This is a genomic window from Pseudomonas sp. Xaverov 83, assembly GCF_019352905.1.
Lineage (GTDB): Bacteria > Pseudomonadota > Gammaproteobacteria > Pseudomonadales > Pseudomonadaceae > Aquipseudomonas > Aquipseudomonas yamanorum.
The window spans coordinates 1-16866 of sequence record NZ_JAAAFU010000072.1; the positions used below are offsets into that span (position 1 = coordinate 1).

Here is a 16866-nt window from a genome sequence, read left to right on the forward strand (position 1 = left end):
CCCACGCTCCAAAGCCTGCGTTCGGCCAGCGTGGTTTAACGGGGCGCCTAAGATCAAGATCAAAAGCAGAATCAAGAGCACAGCGGCCTCCCGGCCGGCTTGAGTGTTAAAAGCAAAATCAAAAGCTAAAGCGGGCACGGTCCAAAAAATGTGGGAGCGGGCTTGCTCGCGAAGGTCGTTAACGATGACGCGGGCGTTCTGATTCAACGCGGCGCTCTCAGGTTTTTCGCGAGCAAGCCCGCTCCCACAGAAAAGCAGATCTGCGTCCGCTCTGGATCTTGCCTCGGCTTTTAACACTCAAGCCGGCCGGGAGGCCGCTGTGCTTTTGCTTTTGATCTTGATCTGACTGCCCCAATAAGCCCGAGGCCGAACGCAGGTATTGCGGAGCGGGTAAACCGGCAGGACGCCGGTTTAGCCGCGCCGGGCCATGGATGGCCCGTCGCGGCGGCCCGCGGAACAATGCCGGAGTGAGGGAACGCCGAGCCACAGCGAGGCGCCGACAGGCGGGGCAGAGCCCTTTGCTTACTTTGGGGCTTTTCCAAAGTGAGCCGCTGTAAGAGCGGAACCATAGGTGGCCGTTACCTAAATAATGGATATGCCCCCCTGGATCCTGACCACCCCCGCCGCACTCGTTCAGCGAACGGCATTGGGCTTCAACCCGCGCAACAACAACTCCAGCCCTCGCAGAGCCTCTTCCAGCCGCACACCCGAGTCTCCATCCTGGGCGATCCACAACGATGCGCTCACCAAGCTGCCATTGATCAGCCTCGCCAACGCCTGGCTGCACGCCTGCTCGATGAGGCCCGCTTGCATCAGGTCATCGAGCAGCTGGCGCAGCGAGTCCACGCATTGCTGCTGGTCGGTTGCGCCCAACACCGCCGGTGCATCTTGCAGCACAATGCGCTGGATCTCGGGATCCTGAGCCATACGCAAATAGGCCCGGCAGCGTTCGCAAAACCCTTCCCAAGGGTGATCGGCCTGTTCCGAAATACGCTGCAGGCTCGCGTCCATTTCACCGTCCAGCTGCGCAACCACCGCCGCCAGCAAGCCTTTCTTGTCGCCAAAATGATGGTACAACGCTCCCCGGGTCAGACCGGCGCGGGCGGTGAAATCATCCATCGACGTTTGGGCGTAGCCTTGCGTGGCGAAGGCGTGACGGGCGCTGGCGATCAGGCGGGCGCGGGTGTCTTCGATCATGTCGGCACGGGCTCGGCTCATGGGTAAGGCTCACAATAGACGATTGACATACGGCGCGTATGTTACGCATGATTTGTCACATACGCACCGTATGTATTTTGCCCCGAATACCTCGAATAGCAAGTTTCAGGGCGCTCAGGAAGAGGTTACACACCATGGCAAACCCCTACGCCGAGCTGTTCCAGGCGCCAGGTTCCAGGGCTTTTGTATTGGCGGGGATGCTCGCCCGCATGCCGATCTCCATGACCGGGATCGGCTTGATCACCATGCTCTCGCAAGTGCACGGCGGTTATGGATTGGCAGGTGCGGTGACGGCCACCTTCGCCCTGGCCACCGCGTTTTGTGCGCCTCAGGTCTCGCGGCTGGTGGACCGTTATGGCCAGGGCCGGGTGTTGCCGGTGGCGGCTTCCATCGGCGGCGGTGCGTTGTTGCTGCTGTTGCTCTGCACCCGCTTGCAGGCGCCGACGTGGACGCTGTTCATCTTCGCTGCCCTGGCCGGTTGTATGCCCAACATGTCGGCCATGGTGCGGGCGCGCTGGACCGAGCTGTATCGCGGCCAGCCCAAGTTGCAAACCGCGTTTGCCCTGGAGTCGGTGCTCGACGAGGTGGTGTTCATTATCGGCCCGCCGGTGTCGGTGGGCTTGTGCGTGCTGTTGTTCCCCGAAGCCGGGCCGTTGATTGCCGCGCTGTTTTTGGCAGTGGGCGTGACCGCCTTTGTGCTGCAACGCCAGACCGAACCACCGGTGCATGAACACCACGCCGAACAGGGCCGTTGGCTGATTGCCTCGCCCTCGGTGTTGATCCTGATGGTGTTGTTGATGGCCATGGGGGTCATCGTTGGGGTGGTGGATGTGGTCAGCGTCGCCTTCGCCCAGCATCAAGGCCAGCCAGCCGCCGCGAGCATTGTGCTGTCGGTGTACGCCATTGGTTCGTGCCTGGCCGGGCTGGCGTTTGGTGCACTCAAGTTGAAAGCGCCCTTGCCGCGCCAGTTCCTGTACTGCGGCGTGGCCACGGCGATCACGACGTTGCCGTTGCTGCTGGTGACGAACATTCCCGGGTTGGCGGCGGCGATCTTCATCTCTGGGCTGTTCTTCGCCCCGACATTGATCGTGTCCATGGCGTTGGTGGAGCAAATCGTCCCGCCGAGCCGCCTGACCGAAGGCATGACCTGGCTTATCACCGGCCTGAGCATCGGCGTGGCCATTGGCGCCGCCAGTTCCGGCTGGATGATCGACAACTTCGGCGCCCCCAGCGGGTTCTGGGTGGCGCTGGCGGCGGGTGCGGTGGTGCTTGGGGCGGCGGTGTTGGGGTATCGGCGGTTGGGGTGATTACCCGGTCACCAGTGCGCCGCGATGTTGCAGGAATTCGTTCAGCGCCTGCCGCGTGAGATCGTTCAACGTGACTTTTTGCCGGGTCGCGGCAAGGGCGGCGGCCAGGTGGAGGTCATGGCCGACACGGACGTTGAACGAACCCTTGCAGGGCTTTTCCGGTGTTTGCCCAAGGGCCTGGCAGGTCTCGATGTAGTCGTCCACGGCGGTGCAAAAGGCGGCGTCCAGTTCAGCGACGGTTTTGCCCTCGTAGCTGACCAGGGCCTTGATGAAAAGCAGCTTTCCGAACAGGCAGTTGTCTTCGATGCTGGCTTCGATGGAGCCGATGTAGCCTTTGTGTTTCAGCTGGTTGTTCACTGAATCAGTTCTCCTGATTTCAATTGTTCGATGATTTGGCGCCGAATGTAGTGTTTCAGTTCGTTGCCGGGGTGAGGCTTGTGCAGGGTGATCATTGCACTGGGGTCGCCTATGTCGAACCTGACCCGGCTACCTGCCCCTTCGATTTGCGTGTAACCCAGTCGCCGCAGCAGCGTTACCAGTTCGGGCCAGGTAAAGGCCGATTGTTCATTGAGCAGTTTGGCCAGCAGCTTTTCATTTTTCGACACGGCGATCCTTGCCTGTAACTAAATGTAGTTGCAATTGATGGGTTGAGTCAATGATAGGACAGCCTCGCCGAGCCGCTCGGTGTTTGATGTAACCCTTGATGACACCGTTGCCTGCGCCCCAAATCTCCCGCTAATTTTTCCCCTCCGGATTCGTTTTATAGGGACGACGTGCCTTTGTGCTTCCTGCCTATTGCCCCGGATCCCAAGAAATGAACGCTGAAGACTCCTTGAAACTTGCTCGCCGGTTTATCGGGTTGCCCCTGGAAAAACGCCAGATGTTCCTCCAGGCGCTGCAGAGGGAAGGGGTGGAGTTCTCGCGGTTTCCGATTCCTGCAGGAGTGGAGGCCGAGGACCGGCAGGCGCTGTCCTACGCGCAGCAGCGGATGTGGTTTCTGTGGCAACTGGACCCTGCCAGTGGCGCCTATAACCTGCCGGGGGCGGTGCGGCTGAAAGGGGCGTTGAGCCTGCCGGCGATTGAGCAGGCGTTCGCCAGCCTGGTGGCCCGCCATGAGACTTTGCGCACGGTGTTCCAGCGCCAGGCGGATGATAGTCTGTTGCAAGTGGCCGCACAGTCGCCGCTGGCCATCGAGCAATCAGACCTCAGCGCCCTGGCGCCAGCCGAGCGCGAGCAGGCGGTGACACAGGCCGCCACCCGTCAGGCGCTGCTGCCCTTCGACTTGGCCAACGGCCCTTTGCTGAGGGTGCACTTGCTCAAGCTGGCCGAGCAGGAACACGTGCTGCTGCTGACCTTGCACCACATCGTTTCCGATGGCTGGTCGATGAACGTGCTGATCGACGAGTTCATTCGCTGCTATGACGCCCATGAGCGCAATGAGCAGCCGCGGTTGCCGGCCCTGCCGATCCAGTACAGCGACTACGCCCTGTGGCAGCGCCGCTGGCTGGAAGCGGGGGAGCAGGCCCGCCAGTTGGAATACTGGCAGGCGCGCCTGGGTAATGAGCATCCGGTGCTGGAACTGCCCACGGATCACCCTCGTCCGGCCATGCCCAGCTATCGCGGTACACGTCATGCCTTCGCAGTCGACGCCCGGCTGGTAGAGCAATTGCGCGCCTGTGCCCAGCAGCATCAAGTGACCCTGTTCATGCTGCTACTGGGCGCGTTCAACGTGCTGCTGCACCGCTACACCGGTCAGGGCGATATTCGGGTTGGCGTGCCGATTGCCAACCGTAACCGCAGCGAGATCGAAGGGCTGATCGGTTTCTTCGTCAACACCCAGGTACTGCGCACTGAATTGAACGGGCAAACCCCTGTCTACGAACTGCTGGCAGCCATCAAGGAAGCGGCCCTTGGCGCCCAGGCCCACCAGGACCTGCCCTTCGAACGGCTGGTGGAGGCGCTGAATATCGAGCGCAGCTTGAGCCACACACCGCTGTTCCAGGTGATGTACAACCACCAGCCACAGGTGGCGGATATTTCCACGGTCAGCACCGCGTCAGGTCTGGAACTGAGCCTGGTGCAAGGGCAAGGCCGTACTACGCAATTCGACCTGACACTGGACACCTATGAACAGTCCGGCACCCTGCATGCCGCACTGACTTACGCCGATGACCTGTTCGACCCGGCCACCGTCGAGCGCATGGCGCGCCATTGGTTGCGACTGTTGCAGGGGATGGTGGCCGATCCCCGTCAAGCGGTCGGCGATTTGCCGCTGCTGGACGAAGACGAATACCAGCGCATCGTGCATGACTGGAATCCCCGTCACGACAGCTTCCCCGAGGCGCAGTGCATCCATCAGCGCATTGCCGAGCAGGCGCGGCAAACTCCGCAGGCACTGGCGGTCACCTTTGGCGTCCGTGAGCTGACCTATGAGCAACTCGATCAGCGATCCAATCAGTTGGCCCATCTGCTGATCAAGCACGGAGTGGGACCAGAGGTGCGCGTCGGCGTGGCGATGGTCCGTTCCGAGGCGTTGCTGGTGGCGCTGCTGGCAGTGCTCAAGGCCGGTGGCGCGTATGTGCCGCTGGACCCGGACTACCCGCCCGAGCGCGTGGCCTACATGCTCGAAGACAGCCGCGCCTTGCTGCTGCTGACCGAACAGGCGGTGGCGGCCACCCTGCCGATCATCCCCGATACCCAAGTGATTTTGCTCGACGATCCGGTATCGCTGCTGGCGCCATGGCCTGTCACCGAAGCGGTCACGGCGGTAACCCCGGACAACCTGGCCTATGTGATCTACACCTCGGGCTCCACCGGCAAGCCCAAGGGCGTGGCAATTGCCCATCGCAACGTGCTGGCGCTGATCGACTGGTCGCAGCGGGTCTACAGCCGTGAGGATGTGCAGGGTGTATTGGCCTCGACCTCGGTGTGTTTCGACCTGTCGGTGTGGGAACTGTTTGTGACCCTGGCCGCCGGCGGCTCGCTGATCATCGCCCGCAACGCCCTGGAGCTGCCCGACCTGCCGGCCCGCGACCGGGTTCGCTTGATCAACACGGTGCCATCGGCGATTGCCGCGCTCCAGCGCACCGGGCAGATTCCTCCCTCTGTGCGCATCATCAACCTGGCCGGCGAGCCGCTGAAACAGACCTTGGTGGAGGCGCTGTATCAACAGCCTGGCGTCGAACATGTCTACGACCTTTACGGGCCCTCTGAAGACACCACCTACTCCACCTACACCCGGCGTACCGCCGGGGGCCAGCCGAGTATTGGCCGGCCCATCAACCATACCGCCAGCTACCTGCTGGATGCCCAGTTGCAGGCTGTGCCCCAGGGTGTTTGCGCCGAACTCTACCTGGCGGGCGCGGGGATCACCCGCGGCTACCTCGGACGCGCCGCGCTGACGGCCGAGCGCTATGTACCCAACCCGTTCTCCAACGATGGCGAACGTCTCTACCGCACCGGCGACCTGGTGCGTTATCAGGACGGCGGCGTGCTGGAGTACCAGGGGCGCATCGACCATCAGGTCAAGGTGCGCGGCTTCCGTATCGAGCTGGGGGAAATCGAGGCGCAGCTGTTGCGCCAGCCCGCGATACGTGAATTGGCGGTACTGGCCCAGGACAGCCCGAGCGGCCAGCAACTGGTGGCTTATCTGGTGCCCACCGACCCACGTTTGCCCGGCGATGCCGAGGCTCAGGAAGCCTTGCGCGAAACCCTCAAGGCCGCCCTCAAACAGGTGCTTCCGGCTTACATGGTGCCCAACCACTTGCTGTTCCTGGAGCACTTGCCACTGACCCCCAACGGCAAACTCGACCGCAAGGCCCTGCCGGCCATCGACAGTTCACAACCGGCCCGGCAACACGTCGAGCCCCGCAGCGACACGGAAAAAACCCTCGCGTCGATCTGGCAAGCGGTGCTCGGGGTTGCGCGCGTGGGGCTGGACGACAACTTCTTCGAACTGGGCGGCGACTCGATCGTCTCCATGCAAGTGATCAGCCGCGCACGCCAGGCCGAGATCAGCCTGAGCCCCAAGGATGTGTTCCAGCACCAGACCCTGCGTAGCCTGGCGCAAGTCGCCAGTCTGCGCACGCACACCGCCATCGACCAGGGTGCTGCCCACGGTCCGGCTTTTCTCAGCCCGGTGCAGCAGTGGTTTTTCGCCCAGGACATCCCCCAGCGTCAGCACTGGAACCAGTCGTTGTTGCTGGTGCCGCGCGAGCCGATAGCGGCGGCGCACCTGGACGCCGCGTTGCAGCAATTGGTCAACCACCATGATGGCCTGCGTCTGCGGTATCAGTCGGGTACCGAGGGATGGCTGCAGCACTACGGCGAGGCCGCGGTTGAATCCGTGTTATGGCAGCGCCAGGCTGACAGCAACGCGGCCCTGGCCGAGCTGTGTGATGAGGCCCAGCGCAGCCTCAGCCTGCAAGACGGCCCGTTGCTGCGAGCGCTGCTGGTGCAGATGCCCGACCACAGCCAGCGCTTGCTGCTGGTGGTCCATCACCTGGTGGTGGACGGTGTGTCCTGGCGTGTGTTGCTGGATGATTTGCAGCAGATGTATCGCGCCTTGCGGGACGGCAGCGTGCCGGCTTTGGCGGGCAAGACCACGTCCTATCAAGCCTGGACCGCTCGACTGCAAGATGCCGTTCCGCGCTTCCTGCCACAGCTTGAAGATTGGCAGGCGCGCCTTCGGCACGCTCCGTCGGTGGACTTGCCTTGCGATAATCCTCAAGGCGCCCTGCATCACTGCCTGGAGCAGAAAGTCAGTAGCACCCTGGATGCCGACACGACGCGTCAGCTCCTGACCCACGCGCCCGCCGCCTATCGCACCCAAGTCAACGACCTGCTGCTGGCGGCATTGGCACGTGTGGTGTGCCGCTGGAGCGGGCAGGGCAGCACCCTTGTTCAGCTGGAAGGCCACGGCCGCGAAGACCTGTTCGAAGGCCTGGACCTGACCCGTACCGTGGGTTGGTTCACCAGCCTGTTCCCGGTCAACCTGACGCCGGGCGAAAACCTGCCGGCCGCGATCAAGGCGGTCAAGGAGCAACTGCGTGCGGTGCCGGACAAAGGCATTGGCTACGGCGTGCTGCGCTACCTTGCCGAGCCTGGGGTCGGCGCTGCGTTAGCGGCCCTGCCGCAGCCGCGCATCACCTTTAACTACCTCGGCCAGTTTGATCGTCAGTTCGATCAGAACGCTTTGTTTATACCCTCTGAGGAGGGCAGTGGGCAGGCCCAGGATCCCCAGGCTCCGCTGGCCAATTGGCTGACCGTGGAAGGCCAGGTGTATGGCGGCGAGCTGTCGTTGCAATGGGGCTTCAGCCGCGACATGTTCAACGTGTCGACGATCCAGCGCCTGGCCGACGACTACGTCGCCGAACTCACGGCGTTGATCGACCATTGCTGCCGGACCCCTGCCGGACAGGTGACGCCGTCTGATTTCCCGCTGGCGAACCTGACCCAGCAGCAACTCGACGGGCTGCCGCTGGCCGGGCCGGCCATCGACGATATCTACCCGTTGTCACCCATGCAGCAAGGCATGCTGTTCCATACCCTCTACGAGCAGGGGGACGACACCTATGTCAATCAGTTGGCCGTTGATGTCGATGGCCTGGAGGTAGAGCGTTTTCGCGCGGCATGGCAGGCGACCCTGGATGCCCATGACATCCTGCGCACCGGTTTTATCTGGCAAAACGGCAGCCAGCAGCCGCTGCAGGTGGTGCATCGTACGGTCAGGTTGCCGCTGGAGGTCCTCGACTGGCGCGACGCCGCCGTGCAGGACACTCAGGCGTTCGCCGCACAGGATCGCCTGCGAGGCTTTGATCTGAACCAGGCGCCGTTGATGCGCTTGACCTTGATTCGCCTGGATGAGCAGCGGTATCACCTGGTTTACACCAACCACCATATCCTGATGGACGGCTGGAGCAACGCCCAGCTCTTGGCTGAAATGCTCGCGCGGTACGCCGGCGAGCACCCACTCGCGCCTCCCGTACGCTATCGCCAGTACATCGATTGGTTGCAACGCCAGGACGCCGAGGCCAGTCAGGCCTTCTGGATGGAGCGGTTGGGCCGGTTGGACGGGCCGACGCTGCTGGCCTCGGCCATGGCGCGCCAGGAATGCCCCGGACAGGGCTACGCTGAACTCGACCTGCTGCTGGACGCCTCGTCTTCGTTGCGCTTGGTCGAGTTTGCCCGTGAGCAGAAGGTCACCGTCAATACCCTGGTGCAGGCCGCCTGGCTGTTGCTGCTGCAGCGTTACACCGGCCAGCGCTGTGTGACCTTGGGCACCACGGTATCGGGGCGTCCGGCCGAATTGCCAGGCATCGAGCGGCAAGTCGGGCTGTTCATCAACACCTTGCCGCTGATTGCCGAGCCCTCCGTGGAGCAATCGGTGGGTGAGTGGATTCAGCAGGTCCAGGCGCTCAACCTGGGCTTGCGCGAACATGAACACACCCCGCTGTACGATATCCAGCGTTGGGCGGGTTCTGCCGGTGAAGCCCTGTTTGACAGCATAGTGGTGTTCGAAAACTTTCCGATTGCCCAGAGTTTGCAGCAAGGTGCCACTGGCGGCTTGCGCTTCAGTGGCGCGCAAAACCACGAACACACCAACTACCCGTTGGCGCTGACCGTCTACAGCGGTGATCGGCTGTCACTGAGCCTGGGCTATCAGCGCGAGCGCTTTGCCGAACCGAGTATCCACGGTTTGCTCGGCCACCTGCGCCATGTGCTGGAGCAGTTTGTCAGTGATGCCCGGCAGCCCCTTGGGGCAGTGCCGACGCTACTGGCCGGCGAGTATCAGGCAATGATTCACGATTGGAACCCCGCCGACACGACGGCTGCCGCACTGTGCGTGCATCAGGCGTTTGAGGCTCAGGTGGCGGCGCGCGGTGATGCGCCGGCGCTGGTCCTGGATGACCAGCGACTGTCGTATACGGCGCTGAACCAGCGTGCCAACCGCTTGGCGCACAAACTCCGTGAACTGGGTGTTGGCCCGGACGTTCTGGTCGGGGTTGCCGTGGGCCGTTCGCTGGACATGATCATCGGCCTGCTGGCGATTTTGAAAGCCGGCGGCGGCTATGTGCCCCTGGACCCGGAATATCCCGCCCAGCGCCTGGGCTGGATGATCGAGGACAGTGGCTTGCAGTTGTTGCTTACCCAGACTGCGCTGCGGGAACACTTGCCCATTCCGGCCGGTGTCGAGGTGTTGTGCGTGGACACCTGCGAGCAATGGCTGGCGGAATATCCCACGCTGGACCTGCCGAACCTGGCTCATCCGGATAACCTCGCTTACGTCATGTTCACCTCGGGCTCCACCGGCCGGCCCAAGGGCGTGGGGATCAACCATGCTTCAGTGGCGCGGCACACCGCGGTCATGAAAGCGGTGTTCCAGTTGACCGCCGACGACTGTGTCTTGCAGTTCGGTACCTTCAACTTTGACGGGTTTGTCGAACAGCTTTACCCGGCGTTGTGCGAAGGCGCGTGTGTGGTGCTGCGTGGTGGTGAGCTGTGGGACAGCGAGACGTTCTACCAGCAGGTCATTCGCCATGGCATCAGTGTGGTCGACGTGACCACGGCCTATTGGCACATGCTGGCCCGCGATTTCGCCACTCAGGGGCCTCGCAGCTACGGGCGTTTGCGCCAGGTACACGCCGGCGGAGAAGCGATGCCGCCGGAAGGCTTGCTGGCCTGGCGAGAAGCTGGCCTGGGGCATTTGGCGCTGTACAACACCTACGGTCCTACCGAGGCAACCGTCACCGCCACGGCACTGGATTGCGCGGACTATGTTTCCGGCGCTGCGGCCTTGCCCCTGGTGATGCCCATTGGCAAGGTGCTCGACGGACGCTCGATTTACCTGGTGGATGACGCCCTCAATCCGGTGCCGGTGGGCGTGGTTGGTGAGTTGTTGATCGGCGGAGAGTTGCTGGCGCGTGGCTATTTCAACCGCCCGTCCTTGAGTGCTGAGAAGTTTGTACCGAGCCCATTCGGAGCTGGCCGTCTGTACCGTACCGGCGACCTGGCGCGCTATCGCGCGGACGGGGTGATCGAGTACGTCGGTCGCGCCGACCATCAGGTGAAAATTCGCGGGTTCCGTATTGAACTCGGCGAAATCGAAGCGCGGGTGCAGGAATACCCCGGCGTGCGCGAGGCGTTGGTGATGACCCTGGAAGGCCCCGGTGGTTTGCAGGTCGCGGCGTGGCTGGTGCCTCGCGAATCAGCGCTGGTGCATGCCGAGGCCGAGATCCAGAGCGCCTGGCGCGATGGGCTGCGTCAGCATCTCAAGGCTTTGCTGCCTGATTACATGGTGCCCACACACCTGACGCTGTTGTCACATATGCCGTTGAGCCCCAATGGCAAGCTGGACCGCAAGGCCCTGCCAGTGCCGGACCTGAATCAGGGGCGCGATGCGTACCAGGCTCCGGTCACGACCCTGCAACGGCAGTTGGCGGGTATCTGGGAGCAGGTCTTGCAGGTTGAGCAAGTGGGCCTGGGGGATCACTTCTTCGAGCTGGGCGGGCACTCGCTGTTGGCCACGCGGGTAGTGTCCTGTGCACACGCCGAAGGGCTCGACATCTTGCGTCTGCGCGACCTGTTTGAATGTGCGCAACTGGCGGCCCTGGCTGAACGCCTGGAGCAGCGTCGCGCCCTGGCCGAACCTCAGCGGGTATTACCGCCCCTGGTGACGGTGCCCCGAGTGGGGGTGTTGCCGCTTTCCCTGGCGCAGCAGCGGTTGTGGCTGGTTGAGCGTATTTCCGCAGACAGCGCGGCCTATAACTTGCCCGCAGCGCTGACCGTACGCGGCGAGTTGGACCTGCAACGCTTGCAGCGCAGCTTTGCGCAATTGATCGAGCGCCACGAGATTCTGCGTACCAGCTATCACGAAGACGACGACGGTAACCCGCTGGTGCGGGTGGCCGAACACGTCGATTTGCCGATTCGCGTGCTCGACATCAGCAGCCTGGATTCCCAGGCACGTGCGCAGGCACAGCAGCAATGGCTGCTTGACTGCGGCGCCGAACGTATCGACCTGGAACAGGTGCCGTTGCTGCGGGTGCACTTGTTGCGGCATGGCCCACAGGAGCACCTGATTCTGTTCGCGATGCACCACATCATCTCCGATGGTTGGTCGATGGCGGTGCTGGTGCAGGAGTTGATTGCGCTTTACGGCGGCAGCCCGGAACCGTTGCCGCCTTTACCCGTGCAATACCTCGACTATGCCTTCTGGCAGCAGCACCTGCTGAGTGATGGTTGGCTTGCGGCAGACACCGACTACTGGCGGGAAACCCTGAGCGGTGCACCTTCACACCTGCCGTTGCCCCTGGATTACCCACGGCCTGCCCAAGCGAGCCATGACGGTGACAGCGTGGAACTGCGCCTCGAAGCGCCGCTCTACGAACCGATCAAGGCGCTGGCCCAGCAGTTGGGGTGCACCCCGTACCTGTTGATGTTGGCTGCGTTCCAACTGATGTTGCACCGCACCTGTGACACCACCGACCTGGTGATTGGCACGGACGTGGCGGGGCGTCAGCAACAGGCCCTGGAAGGGCTGATCGGCTTCTTCGTCAACGTCTTGCCGATGCGCTCGCGCCTGACACCGCAGCAGCCTTTCAGCGAGTACGTACAGACGCTTAACCGCAACGCGCTGGCCGCGTTCGAGCATCAGGAGCTGCCGCTCGACCTGATCATCGACGCCTGCGCTGTGGAACGTATCAAAGGTATCAATCCGCTGATTCAGGTGTTGTTCGTGATGAACAACACGCCCAGTGCGACCTTGCGGGTCGACGACCTGGTGCTGGAACCACTGGAACTAAAAGAGCGCCACTCGAAATTCGAGATGGGCCTGTTCGTTGAAGAGCTTGGAAATAGCCTTGTTTGTAATTGGTCGTACGCCGTCGCCCTGTTCCGGCGCGAACGCATCGAAATGATGATGCGCAGCTGGATCGGCATTCTTGAGCAGGCGGTGCAGGACCGACACACACTGTCCGGAGAATTCGTCATGTCTGTTGCACCACCAGCGCCTGCCACGGAAAAGGTCGCGAGCAAGAAGTTCGACAAGCTCAATAAGTTCCTCAAGAAGGGGCCACCAACGGCACCGGCCAACGGGCCTCAGGTGCAGTTTCGCGCGTTACGCGAAGGCCAGGTTTTCCCGCTGCTGGCACAGCCTGCGGACAGTGGCCTGGACGTTATCGAATGGGTGAGAGCCAACCGGGCCCTGGTCGAGGAAAAGCTGGCCAGCCATGCGAGCATTCTGTTCCGTGGTTTTGCATTGAACGGCATCGAGGAATTCGAGCAGTTTGCCGAAGCCTTGCAGCCGGGGCTTTACGGCAACTATGGCGACCTGCCGAAAAAGGACGGGGGCAAGAACACTTACCGCTCCACGCCGTACCCGGAAAAGAAAATGATCCTGTTCCACAACGAGAGTTCGCACCAGGACCGTTGGCCGCGCAAGCAAATGTTTTATTGCGAGCTGCCGTCGCCGGTGGGCGGTGCCACGCCGATTGTCGATTGCCGGGAGATGTGCCGCCGGTTGCCGGCCGAACTGCTGCAAAAGTTCGAAGAAAAAGGCCTGCTGTATGTGCGCACTTTCACCGACAAGCTCGACGTGTCATGGCGGCATTTCTTCAAGACTGACGACCGCCAGGAGGTTGAGGCCCGCTGCCTGGCAGCCGGTATCGAATGGGTGTGGCTGGACAACGATGAGTTGCAGACGCGCACGCGTTGCCCGGCGGTCATCACCCACCCGCTGACAGGGGCGCGCTCATTCTTCAATCAGGTGCAGTTGCACCATATCTATTGCCTGGACGCGGACGTGCGCGACGACCTGATCGGCCTGTTCGGCATCGACAACATGCCCCGGCATGTCTATTACGGCGATGGCACTCCAATTGAAGATGAGGTCATGGCGTTGATCGGTGAGCTTTACGAGGAATGTGCGGTGCGCTTCGACTGGCAAAAAGGCGATGTGGTGTTGATGGACAATATGCTTGCAGCGCATGCCCGTGACCCGTTCGAAGGCCCACGCAAGATCGTCGTGGCGATGGGCGACATGTTCGATCGTTCAGCGCTGCAAGCATCCCGGGAGCAACCGTTGCTTCGGGCACTGGAAGTGGAGGCCGGACAATGAGTACCTCTTACGGCCAGGCCCTGAGCCCGGAACAGCAAGCGTGCTTGAATGACGCGGTGGGCGATAAACATCATGCGCTGCTGCTGTTGATCGAGGTCCGCGGGGCGTTGGACCTGGCGCGGTTGCAGCGCGCCGCCGATCAAGTGCTGGTCGACCAACCCATTCTGGCGACCCGTTTACTGCGGGTGCCGACCTATCGGGGCGTGCGCCAGACCCTGGAGCCACGTTCGGGCTGGCCTTTACGGATCGAGCCCGCCGCCCAAGGCTGGGGGGCCTTCGAAGCGCAGATGCGCGCCGAGCAACAACTCGGTTTTGCCGAAGACGCGCCGACGCTTGCGGTGCTGCATGCCTGTCGGTTTGGCGAACAGCACCATGGCCTGGCGTTGCGCATTTCGGCCTTACTCAGCGACCGCAACGGGTTGCGGGTGCTTTGCGCCGCGTTGCATCAGGCTTATGTGGCCGATCAATCGTGTGCGCTGGATCCGGAGGCCGGGCAGTACGCGCAGTACGTTGATTGGCGTGGGGAGATGGAGCAGGACGAAGACGCGGCGAGCGGTCGCGACTATTGGCGACAAATGGGCTCGGCGAACGCGCCGGCCCTGGCCTATCGACACAACGGTGTGGCTCGCTTGCAGGCCGGGCAAACGTTACGGGCTGCCCTTGAGCCAGCGTTGCAACGGGCTCTCACCGGCTTTGCTCAAGCGCTGGGGCAACCGGTTGTCCGGGTCATGCAAGCGGCCTGGTGGGTTCTGTTGGCACGTATTGGCGGGCAGACAAAGATGCAGGTGGGCTGGCGTCACGATTGCCGGCAGGACTACGAGTTTTTCGCCGAGTGCGTGGGCGTGTTCGAGAAAACCCTGCCTCTGGTTATCGACGTACCCCTGCAACACAGCCTCGGGCATTGGCTGCCGGAACTTGAAGCGCAGGCGCAAGCGCACCTGACCTGGCAGGAGCACTGGTCGGTGCAGGCACCGTCGAGCACGCAGCACCAGTTGTTTGGCGTTGCTTGCGAGGCTGAATCGCCACACTACGGTAACTGGGCGGTCATGGCCGTGGACGACGCGGTGGCGCCGTTTGAACTGGAGCTGCTCCTGATGGAGGCGCAAGAGCAGGTACACGCCATCCAACTGCGGTTTGATCCGCTGCTCTATGACGAGGCATCGATAGACGGCTTGCTGGAACAGTACCAGGCCTTGTTGCACGGCCTGGCGGCGGCTCCCGATACTGCGCTCGCCGATCTGCCGGTGATCGGTGCACGAGAGCGCGCGCGCCAGCAACAGTGCATCGGCCTGCCATTGAACCTGGAGGGTCCGAGCCTGCCGCAGTTGATTGCCCAGTGGGCAGAGCGCACGCCGCAAGCACTGGCCTTGAGCTTTGCCGGTGAGCAACTGACGCATCGGGCGCTGGCCGATCGTGTCGAACAGTTGGCTCGCCACTTGCGCATCAGCGGGGTGCAGCCGACACAGGTCGTGGCCCTGGCGTTGCCCCGTTCGCTGGACCTGGTGGTAGCGTTGCTCGCTGTCTGGCGCGCCGGTGCGGCGTGGGTGCCGATTGATCCGCAATGGCCGGCAGCCCGTCAGGCGTTGATCATTGAGCAGGCCGGCGCGGTGTTGACGGTCACTGACCGGGCTCGTGGGCAGGGGCATTCGGCGGCAGTGCTGCTGGTGGATCAACTGCCCGAGATTGACCGCGATGTGGTCTTTGACTGGGCCCCGGTCTCGGCGAACCAGGCCGCCTATGTGCTGTTTACCTCTGGCAGCACCGGTACACCCAAAGGCGTAGTGGTCGAACATCGGCAATTGCTCAACTACGTGCTGGGTTCCAGCGCTGCGCTGGGGCTGGCTGATTGCACGTCATTTGCCATGACTTCCACGGTGGCCGCCGACCTGGGGCACACCACGCTGTTTGCCGCCTTGCTGCACGGAGCCCCGCTGCACATCGCCCGCGATGAAGACCTGCAAGAGGCCGGGCACTTTGCCGGGTTTATGCAGGGCCATCAGATCGACTGCCTGAAAATCGTGCCGTCGCACCTCAGTGCGCTGTTCGACAAACACAGTCGTTATTTGCCGACGACCCTGATACTGGGGGGCGAGGCCATTGCGCCGAGTCTGGTGGAGCTGATCTTCCAAGTCGCGCCGACGTGTCGTCTGTTCAACCATTACGGTCCCACCGAAACCACCGTGGGCGTGCTCTATCAGCCCCTCGACAGAAACAGCGACCTGAGCCACGGTGTGCCATTGCGACAGGTGTTCGACGGGTGCGAGGTCTACCTGTTCGACGAGCAATTGCGTGAGGTGCCGCAGGGAGCGTTGGGCGAGTTGTATATCGGCGGTCAGCAAGTGGCGCGTGGCTATTTGAATGGGCAGGGCAGCGAAGCCTTTATCCAGCACCCGTACCGTCCCGGTGAGCGCCTTTACCGCAGTGGCGACCTCGGGCGCTATTTGCCTCAAGGCGGTGTGCAACTGGTAGGTCGTCGTGATCATCAGGTTAAGGTGCGTGGTTTCCGTATCGAGTTGGCGGAAGTCGAGCAAGCGCTGCTGGCGCAGCCGGTTGTCGCCCAGGCAGTGGTTACTGCCTGGCGTGCGTGCGAAGGTGATGAGGCCAATGTGCAACTGGTGGCGTATGTCCAGGCGCAAGGGACGCCTGCCGAAGGTTGGCTCGACGTGCTGCGTGAGCAGCTCAATGCGAGCCTTCCGGGCGCCATGGTACCGGCGCATTTCTTTGCCCTGGAGCATCTGCCCCGTTTGGCCAATGGCAAGCTGGACCGTCATGGCCTGCCGGCACCCGAGTCGCTGCTGGCGGCGCAGGTCTATGTGGCGCCAAGTACCGCGTTGCAGACCTTGTTGGCGGAAGGCATGGCGCAGTTGTTGGGGGTCGAGCGGCTCAGCATCGAGCAGAATTTCTTCTCCCTCGGCGGGCACTCGTTACTGGTGATCAAACTGGTGTCGGCGTTGCGCAAGCAATTGCAGCTGGACGTTCATCCCGGCGTGGTGTTTGACCATCCGAGTGTTTCCGAATTGGCGATTGCCCTGACACGCAACGAAGCTGCTCCCGGTGCACTGGAACGCACCGCTCAGGTACGGATGAAACTCAACAGCCTGTCGCCACAACAACGCGAGGCGCTGCTCGCCAGGTCGCGACCTTCCGCCACTGCCTGACGTGTCCTGCCTGGCCGTCAAGGAGACGGCCAGGCAGCTTTTCAGCGCTCTAAAACTTAAATGAATT

At 62.6% G+C, this 16866-nt stretch carries 7 protein-coding genes; 3 read left to right on the plus strand and 4 right to left on the minus strand.

What is annotated here, in order from left to right; genetic code table 11:
* Both K0H47_RS20255 and K0H47_RS20260 read right to left on the minus strand, forming a co-directional pair.
* Nucleotides 1-207: hypothetical protein (locus tag K0H47_RS20255; protein WP_219273515.1), on the minus strand; the 207-nt coding region annotated here is incomplete at its 3' end.
* A 426-nt stretch (nucleotides 208-633) separates the two neighbouring features.
* Nucleotides 634-1218: a TetR/AcrR family transcriptional regulator gene (locus tag K0H47_RS20260; RefSeq protein WP_219273516.1), complete on the minus strand. Its 585-nt coding sequence runs from the start codon at nucleotides 1216-1218 to the stop codon at nucleotides 634-636.
* Nucleotides 1219-1352: 134 nt separating this feature from the next.
* Here K0H47_RS20260 and K0H47_RS20265 point away from each other — a divergent pair, with 134 nt between their 5' ends.
* Nucleotides 1353-2525 carry an MFS transporter gene (locus K0H47_RS20265; RefSeq protein ID WP_063028497.1) on the plus strand — a complete coding sequence of 391 codons (1173 nt, stop codon included), beginning with the start codon at nucleotides 1353-1355 and terminating at the stop codon, nucleotides 2523-2525.
* Here K0H47_RS20265 and K0H47_RS20270 read toward each other — a convergent pair whose 3' ends face one another.
* The gene (locus K0H47_RS20270; RefSeq protein ID WP_063028499.1) at nucleotides 2526-2882 is read right to left on the minus strand and encodes a type II toxin-antitoxin system HicB family antitoxin; all 357 of its coding nucleotides are present in this window, start codon (nucleotides 2880-2882) and stop codon (nucleotides 2526-2528) included.
* Complete coding sequence (locus K0H47_RS20275) at nucleotides 2879-3130, minus strand: type II toxin-antitoxin system HicA family toxin (protein WP_063028501.1); 252 nt, start codon at nucleotides 3128-3130, stop codon at nucleotides 2879-2881. The genes K0H47_RS20270 and K0H47_RS20275 overlap by 4 nt, the downstream gene beginning before the upstream one ends.
* A gap of 209 nt (nucleotides 3131-3339) precedes the next feature.
* On the opposite strand from K0H47_RS20275, the gene K0H47_RS20280 reads away from it, so the two are divergent.
* Complete coding sequence (locus tag K0H47_RS20280; RefSeq protein WP_219273517.1) at nucleotides 3340-13641, plus strand: non-ribosomal peptide synthetase; 10302 nt, start codon at nucleotides 3340-3342, stop codon at nucleotides 13639-13641.
* Nucleotides 13638-16799, plus strand: coding sequence for a non-ribosomal peptide synthetase (locus K0H47_RS20285; protein WP_219273518.1), 3162 nt, complete (start codon nucleotides 13638-13640; stop codon nucleotides 16797-16799). Before K0H47_RS20280 ends, K0H47_RS20285 begins: the two co-directional genes overlap by 4 nt.
* The last annotated feature ends 67 nt before the right edge of the window (nucleotides 16800-16866 follow it).

What these genes read in the sequence shown, in the direction of transcription:
- K0H47_RS20260 (WP_219273516.1), bottom strand. Translation starts at nt 1,218, where the DNA reads ATGAGCCGAGCCCGTGCCGACATGATCGAAGACACCCGCGCCCGCCTG.
- K0H47_RS20265 (WP_063028497.1), top strand. Translation starts at nt 1,353, where the DNA reads ATGGCAAACCCCTACGCCGAGCTGTTCCAGGCGCCAGGTTCCAGGGCT.
- K0H47_RS20280 (WP_219273517.1), top strand. Translation starts at nt 3,340, where the DNA reads ATGAACGCTGAAGACTCCTTGAAACTTGCTCGCCGGTTTATCGGGTTG.
- K0H47_RS20285 (WP_219273518.1), top strand. Translation starts at nt 13,638, where the DNA reads ATGAGTACCTCTTACGGCCAGGCCCTGAGCCCGGAACAGCAAGCGTGC.